Annotated in this window: 10 protein-coding genes; 3 read left to right on the top strand and 7 right to left on the bottom strand. The window is 61.5% G+C overall.

Annotated elements, in window-relative coordinates; genetic code table 11:
- Positions 1-44: 44 nt before the first annotated feature.
- From GUV69_RS00830 to glf, 5 genes are read right to left on the bottom strand one after another with little or no spacing between them, the layout of a single operon-like run.
- On the bottom strand, positions 45-947 hold the full coding sequence (locus GUV69_RS00830; RefSeq protein WP_208786564.1) for a glycosyltransferase family 2 protein: 903 nt from the start codon (positions 945-947) through the stop codon (positions 45-47).
- Positions 944-2,569 carry a glycosyltransferase gene (locus GUV69_RS00825; RefSeq protein ID WP_164198866.1) on the bottom strand — a complete coding sequence of 542 codons (1,626 nt, stop codon included), beginning with the start codon at positions 2,567-2,569 and terminating at the stop codon, positions 944-946. Before GUV69_RS00825 ends, GUV69_RS00830 begins: the two co-directional genes overlap by 4 nt.
- A 40-nt stretch (positions 2,570-2,609) precedes the next feature.
- On the bottom strand, positions 2,610-3,338 hold the full coding sequence (locus GUV69_RS00820; protein ID WP_164198864.1) for an ABC transporter ATP-binding protein: 729 nt from the start codon (positions 3,336-3,338) through the stop codon (positions 2,610-2,612).
- Positions 3,338-4,204 (bottom strand): ABC transporter permease, encoded by an 867-nt coding sequence (locus GUV69_RS00815; protein ID WP_164198861.1) that lies wholly within the window; start codon positions 4,202-4,204, stop codon positions 3,338-3,340. Before GUV69_RS00815 ends, GUV69_RS00820 begins: the two co-directional genes overlap by 1 nt.
- Positions 4,201-5,388, bottom strand: coding sequence for a UDP-galactopyranose mutase (gene glf, locus GUV69_RS00810; RefSeq protein ID WP_164198859.1), 1,188 nt, complete (start codon positions 5,386-5,388; stop codon positions 4,201-4,203). The genes GUV69_RS00815 and glf overlap by 4 nt, the downstream gene beginning before the upstream one ends.
- A 188-nt stretch (positions 5,389-5,576) precedes the next feature.
- Between glf and GUV69_RS23560 the strand changes: the two genes are divergently transcribed.
- The 3 genes from GUV69_RS23560 to GUV69_RS00795 all read left to right on the top strand — a co-directional run bounded on the left by GUV69_RS23560 (position 5,577) and on the right by GUV69_RS00795 (position 13,312).
- Complete coding sequence (locus tag GUV69_RS23560; protein WP_431197087.1) at positions 5,577-9,845, top strand: FtsK/SpoIIIE domain-containing protein; 4,269 nt, start codon at positions 5,577-5,579, stop codon at positions 9,843-9,845.
- A 505-nt stretch (positions 9,846-10,350) separates the two neighbouring features.
- Complete coding sequence (locus GUV69_RS00800) at positions 10,351-10,599, top strand: WhiB family transcriptional regulator (RefSeq protein WP_003804966.1); 249 nt, start codon at positions 10,351-10,353, stop codon at positions 10,597-10,599.
- A gap of 799 nt (positions 10,600-11,398) precedes the next feature.
- The gene (locus GUV69_RS00795) at positions 11,399-13,312 is read left to right on the top strand and encodes an S-layer homology domain-containing protein (RefSeq protein WP_164198857.1); all 1,914 of its coding nucleotides are present in this window, start codon (positions 11,399-11,401) and stop codon (positions 13,310-13,312) included.
- Positions 13,313-13,401: 89 nt separating this feature from the next.
- Here GUV69_RS00795 and GUV69_RS00790 read toward each other — a convergent pair whose 3' ends face one another.
- Both GUV69_RS00790 and GUV69_RS00785 read right to left on the bottom strand, forming a co-directional pair.
- Entirely contained in the window at positions 13,402-14,871 is a 1,470-nt protein-coding gene (locus GUV69_RS00790; protein ID WP_164198855.1) for a sensor histidine kinase, read from the bottom strand.
- A 29-nt stretch (positions 14,872-14,900) separates the two neighbouring features.
- A complete protein-coding gene (locus GUV69_RS00785; RefSeq protein WP_164198853.1) occupies positions 14,901-19,754 on the bottom strand; it encodes an NAD-glutamate dehydrogenase in 4,854 nt (1,617 codons plus the stop codon).
- Position 19,755 lies beyond the last annotated feature (1 nt).

The raw sequence follows: 19,755 nt of genomic DNA, 5'->3' as shown, positions 1-19,755 counted from the left end.
GGGGAGGCCATGGCCTCCCCCTTCTGTCTACGGTGAAAAAATTCTTATCGAACAGTACGGGCCATCTTCGGTTTTGGATCGAACTTGATGCCTGCAAGGATGCGTTTTGCAACCCTGAGCTGCAGGCGGCGCCCTACCCCGCCCCTAATCATCCATGCAAAGGTTGTGATCACGAACCTCATCCAAGCCAGCTTGTCATCGTGGTGCCACCGGTACGACGATTCGTTGCGCGCACCATAGAAAAACTTCCAGGCGTTCCCTGGATTCAGGTCGCCGAAGTTAACGCCGCGGTTCGTTGGCATGTCGTGAGTGACAAGGCTGTCCAGAATCTGAACACCAGGTCCATCAGCACTAATGCGAAGCGTGTATTCCATATCGTCGAACCAGATGAAGTAATCCACCAACGGCAGTCCGAATTTTGCGATGGACCGGCGAGGAATCAGTACCGACACGAACGAGCAGTTGGTGATCAGGACAGCCTGCTGGCCTTTAGCGATTAGCCGTCCCCAGTCCCACGTGGCGCCAGCGTTGTTCATTTCGCAGATTGAGCCGTCGGTGTAGCGGACCAGGGAGCAGCTGTACGGCACGTTGCGCCCCAGTTCCTGCTCGGCTTCAGCATGGCCACTCAGAAGCCTTTCAAGAGCCGTTTCATCCGTGTAGCAATCGTCGTCCATGATCCACACCCAGTCGGCGCCGCGCTCGTAAGCGCGTTCCATGCCCGCCGAAAAACCGCCTGCTCCGCCGGTGTTGGAATCCAAACGAACGATCTCCACCCGGGGATCGTCGTCGTACACGGACAACAGCTGTGGGGTTGAATCCGTGCTCGCGTTGTCGATCACGATAAGGCGGTCCACGGGCCGCGTCTGGGCCAGAATAGAGTCGAGCACCCTTCCGAGCTTGTCAACCCGGTTATATGTGACTACTACGGCTGCGACCTGCTCGGTCATGCTTTCCATCCTTCGTAAAGTTCTGTGGTCCAGGTCCGTGCGTCGGGAAGTTCCTTCAGCGCAGCAATCTTCTGCCTTTGTTCTTCTACGATCTGCTCGCGTAGCTCGTCTGACGCCATGATCGCCTTCGTGCGCTCCACGGCTTCCTTGATAAACGCCAGCGGTTGCCTCGGCACCAGCGCCCGGGCGGAAACCAAAGAAGCTTGGGAACCGACATCGGTAGAGAGGACGGCGACGTCGTGGGCTGTCGCCTCGAACGTCGTCAGGGTGAGTCCCTCATTATCTGAGGAAATAACGAGAAGGTCCGATTCAGCAAGCGTTTCGTCTACGGAATGCGGTGGCTGGCGCAGTTCAAGGTGATCCGTCAGCCCATATTTCGCGACAAGTTGCGCGGTCTCCTTTTCCAAAGTGCCGGAGCCGTGGAGGATGAACCGGATGTCCTGGTCCGTGGAGCGCTTCAGCTGCGCTGCGTAGCGCAGAAACAGATACGGGCGCTTCTGCTGGCTGAGACGCCCGACGAAGGACACCGTGAAGGGGCGTCCCGGTTCCTTCTCAACTTTCGCGGCGGCAGAGATTTCGTTCAGCCCGTAGAGCGGAGCGAGTGAAACCTTTGCCTTCGGAACATCGCGCTGCAGGACCATATAATCCCTCAGCTGCGGCGAGATGACGTGGTGCATGTCTATTGCATTCGACAGCTTGACCGCTACTTCAACAAATCCGCCGGTCCGCCACTCGATGATATGTAACGAGTCGACCGTCCTGATCCGAGGATCCATGGCCTTGAACCATGGAAGGCGGTGATACAACCAGCCATTGTGGTGGACATGAATGCCTTGAACGGAGAAGTGCGTCAGCAGTGCCAGCAACAGAGCGGACTCTTCTTCGGCGGAAATAGGCAGATTTACCGGCAGGACAAGCGCCCCATCCAGTTCAGGCCGAACGATCCACGGGTGGGCTGACTCGCGGTCAGTTAGAACGATGGGCAGAAAGCCGGCTTCGCGGGCCAACGCGATGGTTTCGATGGCCCATCGCTCTGCACCACCCATCTCAAGCCAGTGCAGCCCAAAGATGATCGCCGGCACCCCTTGCTGAGACGGGCCGAGAGACGGCGTCGTCGATTCCAGAGGAGCCATACGGTGCGGACGGCGGAAAGGGGTAACGCGCTTTTCGTAGTAGTCAGTAAGTCCTTGGCGCAGCGCGTCGAATGCGATCGGTGCACCAAATCGGGCAACCCGCAATACTTTGGCTTTCCGGCCAGGGCGGTCGTAAAAGTTTGTTCCGCCCTCTGAGCTTTCTCCACCCAAGTCCAGGACCAAGGGAATGATCTGCGAATCGGCTGACACCGGTGCTGGGAGTGTGCTTTTGACGCCCACTGCGCAAACGACGGTACGGTTAGGCTCCCACTCGTGCTGGTGGCACGCGTATCCGGTCAGGCGAGGAAACTCGCCGTCCGGTGCGCGGAGGACAATGACCTTGAACTCACGGCCAGGCTGTATCAGCGAGTGATAGTTCAACCCGCCAACGAGGAGTCCGAGCTCCCTGTCCGAGAGCCGGCCTTCGCCACCGGCGAGGCCGGAGCCGCCGTCGTCGATTGTTTCAAAGAGCTTATGGGCATTGTTCATCAGGATCCCCCGTCGCAAATCACGTTCATGTGCTTCTCCATTAGCCTTCTCGCAAGAGGCGGACCGCATCTTCGATGGGGCCATCGGCAATCTTGATGCCCTTTTGGAGCACCACGCCACGGTCACAGACCTTGCTAACCATGTCCAGATCGTGGCTGACGACTACCAACGTGGTTCCCGTCTCCCGGAGCTCCTGGATCCGTGCCAGGCACTTCTTCTGGAAAGGCTCATCACCAACCGAGAGGATCTCATCGATCAGGAAGACGTCAGGCTTGGTGTGAACCGCGACAGAGAAGGCCAGGCGCAGAAACATTCCGGAAGAGTAGAACTTCACTTCGGTGTCGATGAACTTTCCGATTTCGGAGAACTCAACGATCTCATCGAACCTGTCGGCCGTTTCCTGCTCTGTCATCCCCAGGATCACACCATTGAGGTAGACGTTTTCCCTGCCTGTCAGATCCGGGTGGAAACCCGCTCCGACCTCGATGAGGCCCGCAACTTTTCCGCGGGTACGGATACTGCCCGTGTCAGAACTCATCACGCCGGAAATGAGCTTCAGCAGCGTTGATTTGCCCGAGCCGTTGAACCCCAGCAAAGCAACGGATTCCCCGGAGTCCACCTTGACGTCGACTCCGTCGAGCGCCATAAAGGTTGACGACAGATCACCCCGGCGGCCCTTAAACAGCCATACAACCGTTTCCTTCAGGGACCGCGTGTGGCGGAGGTTGAACCGTTTTGAAACATTCTCAACGACAATAGCTTCCGGCATTACAGCTCCTGCGCAAATCTGCCCTCAAGGCGTCGGAATACGGACTGCCCCAAGGCCAGGATCAACAAGGAAATAACCAGGCCCACCGGCAGCCAGATGGAAAGAAGGTTGTCCGGCAAGCGGGCACCCTCCGGCGCCATCCTGACGGCTGCCGTCGGTGACCAGAAAGCGGCGTGAAAGAGTTCCACCGCAATGGTCATCGGATTCAGCTGGTAAAAGAAGTAGAACGTTTCCCCAAGCGTGTCCCGGACCAAGTACCAGGCGTAGAGAACCGGGGAGAGCCATGTAGCCATCATCAGCATGAGGTCAACGATGTTCTCTGAGTCGCGGAACATCACATTTGCGGCTGCAAACAGCAGTCCGAGGCCAAGCGACAGAATGGTGACCATAACAAATGCCCCTACCGCGCCAATCAGCTGATTCACGCTGGGCGTCCAGCCGAAGAAGAAGCACGCGGCCAGCAAAATCAGGAACTGAGGCAGGAAATGCACTATGGCGACCCAGACCGATGCAACCGGAAACAATTCGCGGGGAAGGTAGATCTTCTTCACCAAGGCGCCATTGGCAACAACGGAACGTGTCGCCTGCCCGAACGCTTCGGAGAAGAAATTCACCAGGATAATCCCGGAGAACATGTAAATGACGAAGTTCGGCTGCTTGTTGAGCCCCAGGAAGACTCCCAGTGCGAAATAGAAGACCACGAACTGCACAGCCGGCCGCACGTAGGACCAGAGCAGGCCAAGAAAGGAACTTCGGTACCTGACCTTGAGTTCTTTTCGGACGATAAGGCGAAGCAAACCGCGACGGCGAATGACGTCAAGGAGCCCGCCGCCGTTGTCGGGGGCGGCAAGTAGCTCACCACTCATACGTCCACGCCTCCGCTTTCGATCTTGGCGCCACCCTCGAAATGCGGGCGGATTTGGTTGTCGAACATCGTCAATGCCGAGCCGATAGCCATATGCATGTCGAGGTACTTGTAGGTACCGAGGCGCCCACCAAACAGAACGTCCTTCTCCGCCGCCGCAAGATCACGGTACTTGAGCAGCCGTTCCCGGTCTGCAGAGGTATTGATGGGGTAATACGGTTCGTCGCCCTTTTCAGCCGCGCGGGAAAATTCGCGCATAATGACGGTCTTTTCTGTCTGGTATTCACGTTCTGGGTGGAAGTGGCGCGGTTCGATGATGCGCGTGTAGGCCACGTCGGCGTCGTTGTAATTGACCACGGACGTCCCCTGAAAGTCGCCGACGTCGAGAACTTCTTCTTCGAAGTCGATGGTCCGCCAAGAAAGGTCGCCTTCGGCAAAGTCGAAGTAACGGTCAACGGGGCCGGTATAAATCACCGGGATACTGCCGACAACTTTGTTCTTGCTGTACTCGTGCGACTCGTCGAAGAAGTCGGTGTTCAGGCGAACTTCGATGTTCGGGTGTTCCGCCATTTTTTCGATCCAGGCCGTGTAGCCGTTCGTCGGCAGGCCCTCGTACTTGTCGTTGAAGTAGCGGTTGTCGTAGTTGTACCGCACCGGGAGGCGGGAGATGATGCCTGCGGGCAAGTCCTTGGGATCGGTCTGCCACTGCTTGCCGGTGTAGTGCTTGATGAACGCCTCGTACAGCGGCCGGCCGATCAGCTGGATGCCCTTGTCGTTCAGGTTCTGCGGATCGGTACCGGCGAGTTCGCCCGCCTGCTCCTGGATCAACGCTTGTGCCTGGCCCGGCGTCAGATTTGCACGGAAAAACTGGTTGATAGTCGCCAAGTTGATGGGAAGCGAGTAGACCTCGCCCTTGTGCACGCCGTAGACCTTGTGGACGTAGTTGGTGAAGCTGGTAAAGCGGTTCACATACTCCCAGACACGCTCGTTGGAAGTGTGAAACAGGTGTGCTCCGTAGCGGTGCACTTCGATGCCCGTCTGCTCTTCCTTTTCGCTATACGCGTTGCCACCAATGTGGTGCCGGCGGTCGAGGACAACCACCTTCAAGCCGAGTTCGGTAGCGGCCTGTTCTGCGATTGTCAGGCCGAAAAAGCCAGACCCTACGATGACGAGGTCAGCGGTCACAAAATCTCCTGGTTCGAATGCGGGCAGCCCAATGGTGCGCATTGTCTGCGGAACCAGCGTACCCGAGACACCCTTGTGACCTACTAATCCGCCAGCACCTCCCTTATCCACATACGTCAGCCATCCCACGACATCTGCCCGTGCCCCGTCTAGCTTTGAAACAAGCTAAACGTAAGGACTTTCGCATCATGCTGCTGCACTGCACGCTCGTTCGGAGCCTGTGCGCGGCCCTTCAGGAACCGCTCGTGGAGCTGACCATCGATGGTCCTGCGGGGGCCTCCGGCGCCGACCTGCAGGAGTCGCTGGCCGCCAGGTTCGGGACCGGTAAGGTGTCGATTGAGGGGCACGAGGTGAGATCACTCACGCTTGGGGAACCTCCGCTGGTCAACGGTGCCGTTCTCGTCGATACTCCGGTGGTGGCCCGCAGATCCAGGCAGCGAACCCCTGAACTGCCGGCCTCGCTGGGCCTCGCAGTCCATAGCGGTGCCGGCGCGGGCCTGGTTGTTCCGCTTCGGCGGGGAAGTTACACCATTGGCCGCAGCAATGCCGACATCGTCATCCGCGACGCCGACCTGTCGCGGGCCCACGCACTCCTGGTGGTCACGGAGACGGCCATCACGATAGAGGACCTGGACAGTGCCAACGGCACAGAAGTGGACGGCGTGCGCCAGAGGAACGCTGTCATCACAACGAGTTCCACCATCCGATGCGGCAACTCAACGATGTCGCTCGTGTTTCTGGAACCCGGAAACCACCTGGACGACGCAGGCACGGATGTCCACGAGCCCCTGGTCGTTCACCGGCGCGATGACCCCACAAACCGAGCGGCACTCCTGTTGACGGCTGTCCTGCCGGTGATAATCGGCGTTGGTCTTGCGGTGGTGACTGGAGTATGGATGTTCCTTGCTTTTACCGCTGTCTCGGCTGTCTCCGTTCTGGTGCAACTGGTCGGCGGACGCCGGCAACGCCGTGACCTCGCTGCGGCTGTCGGTTCCGCCGTCATGGAAGACCAGAAACGACGACGGCGGGCAGCTCCGCCGCTGTCCGCCCTAACCATTGGCGGTGCCACGGGAATGGACCTTTCTTCCCGGGCTACAGATAAAGGTATCTGGTTGCGCTTGGGCCAGGGCATTCAGACGGCCAATCTCAAATTCGACCCGCCCTATCCGGGCCGGGCCATCCCATCAGGCGGGTTGCTGCCTGTCACGCTTGACCCCGGACAGCTCCTCACCACCATTCGGGGCCCGCGCAATGCTGTTGAGGGTCTGGTGCGTTCACTCATAATGCAAATTGCAGCCTACCCACAGGGCCGGGGAACGAGCCTCGTGATCCACGGACCTGTGGACCAGCTGCCCCTCGCTGCCCGTTTCCTGAACGGAGTGACTCTTTCCAGCCGTCCCTACAACACCCATGACCAAATCAAGCGCGGCCACAAGCCCTCCTACGGGCACGGGGTGCTGATTCTCCTTAACGGGCAAGAGGACACAGAGGCACTCATGGAGGTTGCCCGTGAACATCGTTGGCAAGTGATCAATTTTCCGGGCGGCGGCGAAGACCAGACACCTGCGGATGTCGATCTCGGCGTGCGAAGCTCCTGTTTTCGTACAGCCGGGGAAACCCTCATGTTCGTGCCGGATCTGGCCCCCGTTGATGTCTTCACCAGCTTTTGCCGCCGCCGGGTCCGTGACAAACACACTCTTGGAGAAGCCCTGGATGGCATTCCACTTTCTTGTCGCCTGAATGACTTACTTCCAAGTTCCACCGCCGAGACAACCCGACGATGGATGGCGAACAGGAGGCAACCCGGACTGCCCGTTCCGGTCGGGCTGGGTCCTGAGCACCCACAAATGCTGGATCTGCAAACGGATGGGCCGCATCTGCTGGTGGCCGGCACCACGGGTGCAGGCAAATCCGAACTCCTACGCGGACTTACCATTGCCCTGGCTTTGAGCTACGAGCCGGCGCGAATCAATTTCCTTTTTGTGGATTTCAAAGGCGGCTCTGGTCTTGGGCCACTGACAGGACTTCCACATTGTGCAGGCATGCTCACCGACCTCAGTAACCACGAACTGGGACGGTACCTGCAGTCGCTCCGCGCTGAAATCAGATTCAGGGAAGAAGTCCTCGCGGCGGTACAGGCCCCCGACCTTGCGTCCTACAGGACAACTCCCGAGGGCCAATCGCTACCGCTCCCCCATCTCGTGGTTGTCATCGATGAATTCCGCATGCTCGTCGAAGATGCTCCCGAAGCGCTCCATGAACTCATGAGGATCGCGGCGATTGGCCGTTCTTTGGGGATTCACCTCATCATGGCAACGCAACGGCCCCAAGGCGCATTAACTCCTGACATCCGTGCCAATGTGACTACAAGCATCGCTTTGCGCGTCCAGTCCGAGATGGAGTCGATGGACGTTATCAACTCCAAAGCCGCCGCCGGGATAAGAGTGGACACGCCGGGTCGGGCCTACCTGGCGCGTGGAACCGAAGCGCCGGTCGAATTTCAGGCCAGTTCCCTCACCGCCGGGGCTATTGCGTCAGAACCCCCGGAGCTCTCCATCCACCTGGCCGCGGACTACATAGATGCCCTCCCCGAGACAGGTGAAAACGAGTCGGTAGGCCTTGCACCGACGCCGACCCTGGCAGCCACGCCGCTGATCGCATCCATGGCCGGGCTGTGGGAATCCATGAACGGCGCCCCTGTCCGGAAACCGGTCGCGGACCCACTCCCCTGCATTCTGACCCACCCTTCTGCAATGCCAGACAAATGTTCCGGTCTCCCGGACGGGTGGAAGATCAGACTCGGTCTGATGGACCTGCCTTGGGAACAGAGGACTGCTCCGCTCGTCTGGGAGCCCGCGGCGCACGGACACCTGGGCTTTGTCGGCGGACCGCAATCGGGCGTAGCTGACGCGATCGGGCTGGCAGTGGGCGGCCTGGCGACCCACCGGCGGGAATCTCACTTGTACATCCTTGATCCCGACAGCTCGTTCACGGTGCTGGAATCACACGGCCGGGTGGGTTCCAGGGCCGGGTTGCACGAGCTTCGCCGCGCTGTCCGTATCCTGGAGCGACTCGCACAGGAGCTGTCGCACCGTCTGGCCGGTCCGGCCACCATTACCACACCGCTCGTACTGGTAATCGCCGGTTGGGGTTCCTGGACATCTGCTTTTAGGTCCGGGCCACTTGCCTGGGCGGAGGATTTGGTTCACGATCTGGTCCGTGACGGGGGCAGGGCCGGTATCACGGTGGTCATTTCCGGCCAGCGGGAACTTGTCACTGCAAGGTTCTTCGCCGCTATTCCCAGCCGCGTGTACTTCCCCACTGGTTCAAGCGAAGAGAGCCGGATCGGCTGGCCGAAAGTGCCTGCCACTGCACCTGTGGTTGGTCGGGGCGTGGCAAGTGGCGCACTCTCGGCTGGGACAACGACGGTCTGCCAGTTCTATACGGGCACCGGTACACAGTCTGTTGGGATGACGTCCGGTCAGGGGGAATCGTCGAGCCCTGTCATCCGGCCCTTCCGTGTTGACCCACTGCCCGCTGTAGCTCCCGCAGAACAGATTTTGGATACGACTCCTTCACCAGGCGGGAGCATCGCGACCCGACTGCCAGAAGGCATTACAGGAGCGATGAAACATACAACGCGCCGCCTTTGGATAGGAGTCGGCGGTGACGAACTCAAACCAGTCTCGATCCGCATACCTGCGGGCGGCGTCCTGGCTGTGCTGGGCGGGCCGTCATCGGGAAAGTCCTCTTTCCTCCGGCTGTTGCCGCGCCTCAACCCTGATGCAGGACCATGGCTCCAACCGGAACCGGACATTGATTCCGCGGCGTACTGGTCGGAAGTTCTTGGCCAGGCAACTGCCGGTAGCCTGCATGGAGGGTCCGTGGCCTTGGTGGACAATGCCGATCTGTTGCCCCACGACGTGAACCGCAATCTTGCCGATCTCAACGCCCTAGGAACCACTGTGGTCATGACTGCCTGCTACAGCCAGGCACTCGCCCAAAGAGTCCTGCTGGCCCTCCAAGCACGCAATCTGGGCACCGGCCTGCTAATCGGCCCGCGTACTTTCCTGGATGGCGAGCTATTTGGGGTGCGGTTCGAGGTGGAACCCAATCCACCCCCGGGGCGGGGCATACTTGTCCAGGATGGCCGCCCCTTGGCAGTCCAGCTGGGGTGGGCACCACCCGACGATCCGCTGCGTAGGCTACAGGGCTGGCGGCAACCCACCGGTCCTGGATGCGTAGCTGATAACACGCTTGTCGAAGAGAAGAACGATGGCGGTCAAGGCCGGCAGGAGAAGGGCAAGTCCGGGCACTACAACGCCGCCGGAAAGGGTGGGGAATCCGATGGTCAGGACGAACAATTGCGCTACCAGGGCGGCGGCCCGTGTCCACCTGCGCCCACGAAAAAGGAAGTGCGCCACCGAATAGAGCCAGACAGAGAAAGCCAGCAGTAGTCCCAAGGTGAAAACCGCACCCCAAAAGGAAAGCACTGGTGCCCCTGTCACCAGTTCGTAGCCGTACCACGACGCAGCTACCAAAAGGGCAGTTGCCTCCGCGGCCACAATGAGAGAGATCACAAGGATTCCACGCGGGCGCACCGAAGCGGAAGGTGCACCTGCGTCGGTGCCGGCCGCCGTACCGGCTGCCGGGCCAGGGCTCGGGGAAGTACCACCGGCGGGCTCATCCTCGGGCTGCGGATCTGAAGGGTTTTGGGGGGCTCTTGACACACTGGCACCCTACCGGACATAGTCGGACAGTGGTGGGGGTCGGCAACACGGATGTGATGTATCGCTCAGGAATCCGGGGATTTCAAGCTGTATTACCCCTTGTTTACACAGCGTTAACATGACAATCTTGATGAAGATGACCGATGGGGCCCCTCAGGGCCCCTTTCCTTTGTAGACCCTAGTGAATAATTTCACAAACGGGCCCTTCCCAGAATTGGAGCAACTGATAAGCATGGATTGGCGTAACCGCGCAGCGTGCCTCGACAAGGACCCGGAACTGTTCTTCCCCGTCGGAAACACAGGGCCTGCCCTCCTTCAGATCGAGGAAGCAAAAAGCGTTTGCCGCCGCTGCCCGGTTGTTGACACTTGCCTCCAGTGGGCCTTGGAGTCCGGCCAGGACGCCGGCGTCTGGGGCGGCATGAGCGAAGACGAGCGCCGCGCCCTCAAGCGCCGCGCCGCAAGGGCACGCCGCGCCTCCTAGCCCAGGCGCCAGCGCAAACAAACAGCATAAACGAATTCCTCAAAGCTATGGCTGCGACCCTTTCCGGGTCGCAGCCATAGCTTTTGTACGCCCATCATCGGCATTTGTGACATAGCCAGTACCCGGAAAGCCGCGCATGGGCGGCACCTCGGGCATGATGCGCACTACCTACCCGGCGGTAACTTTCGTCGTGTCGACTACTTGTTTTTCCTTCTTCTGTACTCGGGCTCAGAATGACTCCCTACGCGGCTTAAATATTCGGTTACCTGTCTTTGGATCCCTGCAACATTCGGGTACCTGACCATCTTGATGAGACATTTTCTCCATGTCACTCTGGTTTGGAACTCGGATCATGCAGCAAGGCGCCGCAGCCTGGTCCCGCCGCGAAGAGCACGGAGCCGTGAATTGGGGGCAGCATCATGGGGACAACTTGTGAAGTAACGGAACCACTACCTGTTCGCCCGAATGGGGCATCTATACCCCGGCGCAACGAGGTTCCGAGTGCTTCAGCCGACCTAGGTCGGTGTAGCCCACGGCCCATTGCGGATGTGCTCCTGCCCAATATCAGAAGCCCCGAGCCAGAACACTGGCTCTCAGAAAACCTTTGGGGCTCCAGCGAAAGCTACGCCGGCCGTATCCGCCTTGCGGGTCACCCGAGCGACTTCAGCAGCGACCCACTCCGAACTGCCTACCAAGGCGTGCAGACGGTCACGCACATTGGAGCAGTTGTAGGGCCTTTGAATAACATTCCACGATGTCACCCGGCGCCGTCGGCCACCCGAAAGGAACGGAAAAACTCATGACCAAACCCAGCTCCAGCTTGACGCGGTGGCGCGCCAAGCTCGTGACCATCGGGGTGGTGGCGCCTGCCCTGACCGCCGCGCTGCTGACGCCTGGCGTGGCTAACGCGGCGATAGACAATCCGGCCCCGACGCCACTGGTGTCCTTCACTTTCGACGACGGCGGCCTCAGCGCGCTGACACAGGCCGCGCCGACACTTAAGAAACACGGGCTCACCGGCACGAATTACATCGTCACCGACTGCGTCGGTTTGACGTCTCTTCCCAATACCTGCCGCGCCGACGCGGACGTACCCTATATGTCGTGGGACCAGATCCTGGAGTTGCAGAACTCTTACGGGTGGGAGATCGGGTCACACACCGTGTCCCACCAATGCCTCGTGAGCGTCGGCAACGACTGCCAGGCCAACAAACTGACGCCCGCCCAAGTGGACGCCGAACTGGCAAACAGCAAAGCTGCCCTGGCCGCGCGCGGCATCAACGCGACCGCGTTCGCACCGCCTTACGGCGATTACGACATGTCAGTGGTGGCCCAGGTTGCCAAGTACTACAGCTCCATGCGCGGCTTCGCGGACACCGGTAACAACGTCTGGCCGCTCGGCGACTACCTGCTGCACAACGTGCCTGTCCAGGAGGTGACCACGCCGGTCTCCGCGTTGAAGGTAAAGGTTGACGAGGCGATCAGGGACAAGAAGTGGGTGGTGTTCACCTTCCACGACATCCGGCCGAATCCAAGCCAGGACCCGGACTACTACCAGTACGGAACCGCCGAGCTTGATGAGCTCGCCGCGTACGTCAAGACCAAGGTGGCGGCTGGTGAGATCAAGAATGTCAATGTCAGCCAGGGCCTGGTCACGGGTTCGCCGAACATGATGCCGAACCCCACGTTCAATAATGGGCTCGGGGACGGCTGGCGGACCGACTCCGTGACTTCCATCGCAGCCGATTCGGGAAATAACGGCAGCTACCCGGACTCCACCAATTCCATCAAGCTCGTTTCCGGCGCGACCCCGACCCATCTGTTCTCGCCGCTGGTCAGCGTCTCCCCGACGACGACCTATCTGTTCAAGGCCTTCCTCAATGTGGCTGCGATCACGACCGGTACTGTCACGTTCTACGTCGACGAGTACGACGCGTCCGGCGCCTGGATTTCGGGTCAGTTCAAAAAGGTGGAGGATTCGCGGTGGGTGGAAGCCATGAACTTCTCCTACACACCGACATCGGCCAATGTTGCCAAGGCGAGCCTGCAGGTCGCCGTAGAGGGCACCGGCATTACCGCCTATGTGGACAACGTGCAGATGCTGGCCCCGGGCTACCTTCCGCCAACGGTCTCGCCCTTCGCGGACGTGGCTACGACCCATGACTTCTACAAGCAGATTGCGTGGCTGGCGGAGAAGGGCATTTCCCGGGGCTGGACTGAGAATGGAGTGGTGACCTTCCGTCCGGCAGAGAAAATCAACCGTGACCAGATGGCAGCGTTCCTCTACCGGATGAGCGGCACGACCGACGCCCAGTACACGCCGCCAGCGGTCTCGCCGTTCGCGGACGTGGCTACCAACCATGACTTCTACAGGCAGATTGCGTGGCTGGCGGAGAAGGGCATTTCCCGGGGCTGGACTGAGAATGGAGTGGTGACCTTCCGTCCGGCAGAGCAGATCAACCGTGACCAGATGGCAGCGTTCCTCTACCGGATGAGCGGCACGACCGACGCCCAGTACACGCCGCCAGCGGTCTCGCCGTTCGCGGACGTGGCTACCAACCATGACTTCTACAGGCAGATTGCGTGGCTGGCGGAGAAGGGCATCTCGAAGGGCTGGACTGAGAATGGAGTAGTGACCTTCCGTCCGGCAGAGCAGATCAACCGTGACCAAATGGCAGCCTTCCTCTACCGGATGAGTAACCCGGAAGGATAGCAGCCCCAAAAAACGCACGATATGAAAAACAAAAGGCGGGCCCGGAGCATCCGGGCCCGCCTTTTGCTCACTAACCGGCTCAGCCAGCCCTACCGCGCCGTCAGGCTGAGGCGGATCTGCACTGCCGTTCCGCCTTCGTCGCGGGGGTGCCACTGGATGGTACCGCCGAGCTCGCTGGTCACGAGCGTCCGGACGATCTGCAAGCCAAGGCCCTCAACATGGGGCGTATCCGGCAGTCCCACGCCATCGTCGGCAATAGTGACCGTCAGCAGTTCCTCACCGTCTTCTTCCTCGGACCGGTCCGCGATGAGCCACACGGTGCCCGCGCGTCCAGCCAGGCCGTGCTCGACGGCGTTGGTCACCAGCTCGTTGATGACCAGTGCCAGCGGGGTGGCGAAGTCACTGGGCAGTTCCCCGAAGAGGCCCGACCGCTCGGTCTTGACCTGCTGCAAGGGTGATGCCACCTCGGCGGACAGCCTGAACTGACGGCCAATGAGCTCATCGAAGTCAACACTCTGCGCCAGGCCCTGGGACAGGGTCTCGTGAACCAGGGCGATGGTGGCCACCCGCCGCATCGCCTGTTCCAGCCCCTGTTTGGCCTCATCGCTGACCATCCGCCGGGACTGCATCCGCAGGAGGGCAGCCACGGTCTGCAGGTTGTTTTTCACGCGGTGGTGGATCTCGCGGATGGTGGCGTCCTTGGTGACGAGCTCCATCTCCCGGCGCCGCAGTTCCGAAACGTCACGGCACAGCACCAGTGCGCCAAAGCGCTGCTGCTCATCCCGCAGCGGAATTGCCCGCAGGGACAGGCTCACGCCGCGGGATTCAATCTCACTGCGCCACGGCATCCGTCCCGTGACCACCAGCGGCAGCGTCTCGTCCACCAGGCGCCGGTCCTTCAGCAGCCCGGCGGTGACTTCGGCCAGCGACCTGCCTTCCAGCGACTCGCCGTCGCCGAGCCGCCGGAAAGCGGAGACCCCGTTGGGGCTTGCGTACTGCACAATCCCCTCGGCATCAAGCCTGATGAGCCCGTCCCCCACACGCGGCGCACCGCGGCGCGAGCCGGTGGGCGACGCGAAGTCGGGCCACAGCCCCAGGGTTCCCATTCGCAGCAGATCGTAGGCGCACTGCCGGTAGGTCAGCTCCAGCCGCGACGGCATCCTTGAACTGGACAGGTCCATGTGCGTGGTCACCACAGCCAGCGTCCGGCCGTTGCGGACCATCGGCACAGCCTCCACCCGTAGGGCCATGTCCGAGCTCCAGTTCGTCTCACTGGACCGTTCGATGGACCGGCTCGCCCACGCCTTATCCACCAGCGGCTGCAGGTCCTGCCGGATCGGTTCGCCCACAAAGTCACCGTGGAAAACGGTGTGCGTTGTGGAGGGCCTGACGTGGGCCAGCGCAACATAGCCGTGATCCGGGTGCGGGAACCACAAGGCCAGGTCAGCGAACGCAAGGTCCGCCACCATCTGCCAGTCGCCCACCAGGAGGTGCAGCCATTCGGCATCGCCCGGCCCAAAATCAGCGTGTTCCCTGATGGGGTCCGTAAAGATTGCCACTGCACCTCCAGTTACGACGCAGGGGTTTCCTAGCGTCGGACGATTGACCTCAAGAGCCTCAATGCTACCGACAGTGAAGCCATGTCGTCGGCTTCGAGCGCGTTGACCTCATCAAACATGCTCTTCGCACGGCCCAGCTGCTCGGCATTTTGCCCCTCCCAGTCCTTTAGCCGATTCTCCGCGGAGTCCTGGGACCCCGTGGACTCAAGCACCGCCGTCGTCATGTCCGAAACGGTGGAATACAGGTCATCCCGCAGGGCGGCCCGCGCCAGGGCCTGCCACCTGTCCTGGCGCGGCAGGTTGGTGATCCGCTCCAACAGGGCGTCGGCATGGAACCGGTTGAACACTGTGTAGTAGACCGCGGCGATCTCTTCCACCGGCTCGTTGCGTGCGTGCACGATCTTGGCAATGTCCAGCAGGACGAAGCTTTCGAACAGCTCTGCCCACCGGACGGCAAGGTCTTCCGGAAGCTCCCAGCCGCGTGCTTTCTCCAGCCAGCCCGCAACCCGCTCGCGGTCGTCGCCGCGCAGGTACTCAAGCAACCGGCCCCGCATCGGATCCAGGAGCGGCTTGAACTCCGCCACTACCCCGGCGATGGGACGGGAACTGCCGCCCTGGGCCAGCAGCCATCGGACGGCACGGTCCAGGATACGGCGGATGTCCAGGTGGACAGTGCTCCAGTGTTCGGTGGGGAATGAGGCCGGCAGACTGTTCAGTTCGTCCACCATGACATCGAGTTCGAAGATCTCACGGAGCGCCACGAACGCCTTAGCGACGGCCACCTCGGTAGCCGATGTCTCCTCCATGGTGCGGAACGCGAACGTGATGCCGCCCAGGTTGATCATGTCGTTGGCCACCACCGTGGCAATAATCTCGCGCCGCAGCGGGTGGGTGTCCAGTTCGGCGTCAAACCGTTCCCGCAACTGCGCCGGGAAGTAGGCGCGCAGCGTCGCCCGGAACCACGGATCATCAGCCAGGTCGCTGTCACGCAATGCCGACGCCAGCTCAATTTTCGCGTAGGCAGCCAGCACCGAGAGCTCAGGCGACGTCAGCCCCTGCCCCTGGCCAAGCCGCTCCTGCAGTGTCTCCGTGCTCGGCAGGGCCTCCAGTTCACGCTTCAGGTCAGCAGACTTCTCAAGCCAGTCCATCAGGCGCTCATAACTGGGACTCCACTCGGCCACTTTCTGCCGGTCGTTCAGGAGCAGGATGTTCTGGTCCACGTTGTCCTCGAGGACCAGCCGCCCCACTTCATCGGTCATGGAAGCGAGGAAGCCTGCGCGTTCCTCCGCGGACAGCTTGCCCGCCGCCACCATCCGGTCCACGAAGATCTTGATGTTGACCTCATGGTCCGAACAGTCCACGCCGGCAGAGTTGTCGATCGCATCCGTGTTCAGGATGACGCCCTGGAGCGCAGCCTCGATGCGGCCGCGCTGGGTCATGCCCAAGTTGCCGCCTTCGCCCACCACCTTGACCCGCAGGTCTTTGCCGTCCACGCGGATGGCGTCGTTGGCCTTGTCTCCCACAGAGGCATTGGATTCGGTGCTTGCCTTCACGTAGGTCCCGATCCCGCCGTTGTAGAGCAAATCGGCGGGGGCCAGCAGGATGGCCCGCAGCAGCTCCGGCGGGCTCAATTCGGTGGTCGCCTCGGGGAGCCCGAGCGCCGCACGGACCTGCGGCGAAACCGGTACGGACTTTACTTGGCGCGCATACACGCCGCCGCCCTCGCTGATCAGGGACTTGTTGTAGTCGTCCCAGGAGGACCGTGGCAACTCAAAGAGCCGTTTCCGTTCCTCAAATGACGTTTCCGCATCCGGCGTCGGGTCCAGGAAGATGTGCCGGTGGTCGAAGGCGGCGACAAGCCGGATCTGACGGGACAGCAGCATGCCGTTGCCGAACACGTCACCGGACATGTCACCCACACCCACCACGCTGAACGGCTGCGTCTGGGTGTCCACGTCCAGCTCGCTGAAGTGGCGCTTGACCGACTCCCAGGCCCCGCGGGCGGTGATGCCCATGGCCTTGTGGTCATAGCCGACCGAACCGCCGGAGGCGAACGCGTCGCCAAGCCAGAAACCGTATTCAGCGGCCAGTCCGTTGGCGATGTCCGAGAACGTGGCCGTCCCCTTGTCCGCCGCCACCACAAGGTAGGAATCGTCGTCGTCGTGCCTCACAACGTCCGACGGCGGCACAACAGTTTCCGCCCCGTCCCTGGTGACGAGGTTGTCAGTGATGTCCAGCAGGCCGCGGATAAAGATCCTGTAGCTCTCGGTGCCCTCGGCCAGCCAGGCAGCGCGGTCGGCAGCCGGATCAGGGAGCCGCTTCGCAAAGAAGCCGCCCTTGGCCCCGGTGGGCACAATGACTGCGTTCTTGACTGTCTGCGCCTTCACGAGGCCGAGTATCTCCGTCCGGAAGTCCTCACGCCGGTCGGACCAGCGCAGGCCGCCGCGGGCCACCTTGCCGAAGCGCAGGTGCACACCTTCCACGCGCGGGGAATAGACCCAGATCTCGAACATCGGCCGGGGGAACGGCAACCCCTCAATCCGGGCGGGATCGAGCTTGAAGCTCAGGTGCGGCTTGTACTGGTAGTAGTTAGTGCGGAGGGTGGCCTCGATTAGGTTGGCCATGGTGCGCAGGACACGGTCGGCGTCGAGCGTTGCCACCTCTTCAATAGCGGCCGCAAGTTCGGCACGGACTTTCCCCTGGGCTGCTGCCCGCTCATCACCGGACAAAGCCGGATCGAACCGGGCGGCGAACAGCGCCAGCAAGGCCTTGGTGACGCGCGGGTTGGCGAGGAGGGTGTCCGCCATAAAGCCGAACGAATTGGAATTGCCCATCTGCCGGATGTACCGCGCGTACGCCCGCAGGACGGTGATCTGGCGCCAGTGCATCCCCTCACGCAGCACCAGCCGGTCAAAGCTGTCCGACTCCACCGCTCCGGAGACTGCGGCACCGAAGGAATCGCCCAGCAGCTCGCCGGTAGCCAGCGGATCGACGCCCGCCGGGTACTTCAGACCCAGGTCGTAGAGGAAGAAATCGCGGCGGTCCGCCGTCTCAATCTCAAACGGCCGCTCGTCCAGCACCTCGAGTCCCAAATTATGGAAGTACGGCAGGATCTGGCTCAGGCTCTTGGGCTCAAGCATGTACAGCTTGACCCTGGCGTCCTCTTCGAGATCCTCCCCGGCACCCTTCGGAAGGTACACGTGGACGCCGGGCCGCTCCTGCCGGGCACCGGCAATCCGCTCGGCTTCCGCCCCGTACTTCTCGAACCGGGCGATGTCCTCCAGCGCGTCCTCCACCTCGTAGTCCACCCGGTAGCCGGCGGGGAAGGCTTCGGACCAGATGGCGGCGAGCTCCTTCGACTTCCCGTCTGCCCCGCGGTCGCGCAGGACTTCGGCAATCCCCTCACTCCAGGAGCGGGCCGCCCGGACCAACCGCTTTTCGAGCTCCTCAACATTGACATGGCTGAGCTCGGCGTTCTTGGGCAGTCGGATCCGGTAGAAGAGGCGGGCCAGGGCCGATTCGGTCATCCTGGCTTCGTAGTCGATGCTCTCCGCCTTGAACGTGGACCGCAACTCATCCTCGATGCGGAGCCGGACGTTGGTGGTGTACCGGTCACGGGGTAGGTAGATCACCGCGGACATAAAGCGGCCGTAAATGTCCGGGCGCAGGAACAACCGCGTCCGCCGGCGCTCCTGGAGCCGCTGGATTCCGGACGCCGTGGCCGCCAGGTCCTCAATTTCGATCTGGAACAGCTCGTCGCGCGGGTAGGTTTCCAGGATCCCCAGCAGGTCCTTTCCGGAGTGGGAATCCGGCGGGAATCCCGCACTGTTCAGCACCGCGTCCACCTTCTCGCGGACGATGGGGATGTTCCGGACGGATCCGGTGTAGGCGCTGGTAGCGAACAGGCCGATAAAGCGGCGCTCGCCGTTCACGTTTCCAGCCGCGTCAAAGCTCTTCACGCCGATGTAATCCAGGTAGGCCGGGCGATGGACGGTTGAGCGGGAGTTCGCCTTGGTAATCACCAGCGCGCGCTTCTCGCGGGCCTTCCGCCGGCCGGCGTCTGTCAGGTGCTGCATGTGAGGCGCACCTGGTTTGGCGCGAAGCAGGCCCAGCCCGCTGTCCTCGCGGAGTTCCAGCAAATCTTCGCCGTCCACGGTGACCAGGTCGTACTCGCGGTAGCCCAGGAACGTGAAGTTGCCGTCATCGAGCCACCTCAGCAGGTCCTGAGCCTGACGCAGCTCGGCGATCTGGGACGGATGGGCCACCTGGTCAAGGCTCGCTGCGATCTGCATGGCCTTGTTCCGCATTTTCGGCCAGTCTTCGACGGCGGCGCGCACGTCCGCAAGGATCCGTTCCAGTCCCTCCTTGAGGGATGCCCGCGCTTCATCGGAGACGCGGTTGATCTCCACAGCGATCCACGACTCCATGTGGGACGTGTTTTCGCCCTGCGCAATGAGGTGGGACATGAGGGGCATCGCGGCGGTGTCACCACTGGAGATCCCGATGTGGGACGGCACCCGGTCCACCTTGACCAGCTCTCCTGTTTCCCTGTTACGGGTCACAACAAAGAGCGGGTGCAGGACGAGCTTGATCGCGGCGTTCTGGCGAACGAGTTCAGCGTTGACCGAGTCCACGAGGAACGGCATGTCGTCCGTGACGATATAAACGACGCTGTTGTCTTCTTCGCTGACGATCGAAATGTTCGCTTGTCCCGGCCGCCGTGTGGCGGCCATGTTGCGGTGGGTCTCCGCGCGGGTGGCCAGCAACTCCTGGGGGTAGCTCCGGGCATCCTCTTCAGCCAGGTGCTCGTAATAGTCCGCCAGGAATCCCTCCCGGTCTCCGACGGCTACGGACTGATCCTCCACGCTGGATCCAGACGACATC

Source organism: [Micrococcus luteus] ATCC 49442, from assembly GCF_010367585.1.
Classification (GTDB): Bacteria; Actinomycetota; Actinomycetes; order Actinomycetales; family Micrococcaceae; genus Arthrobacter; species Arthrobacter luteus_A.
The sequence above is the reverse complement of the archived record's forward strand: the minus strand, read 5'-3'. Positions and strand labels throughout refer to the sequence as shown.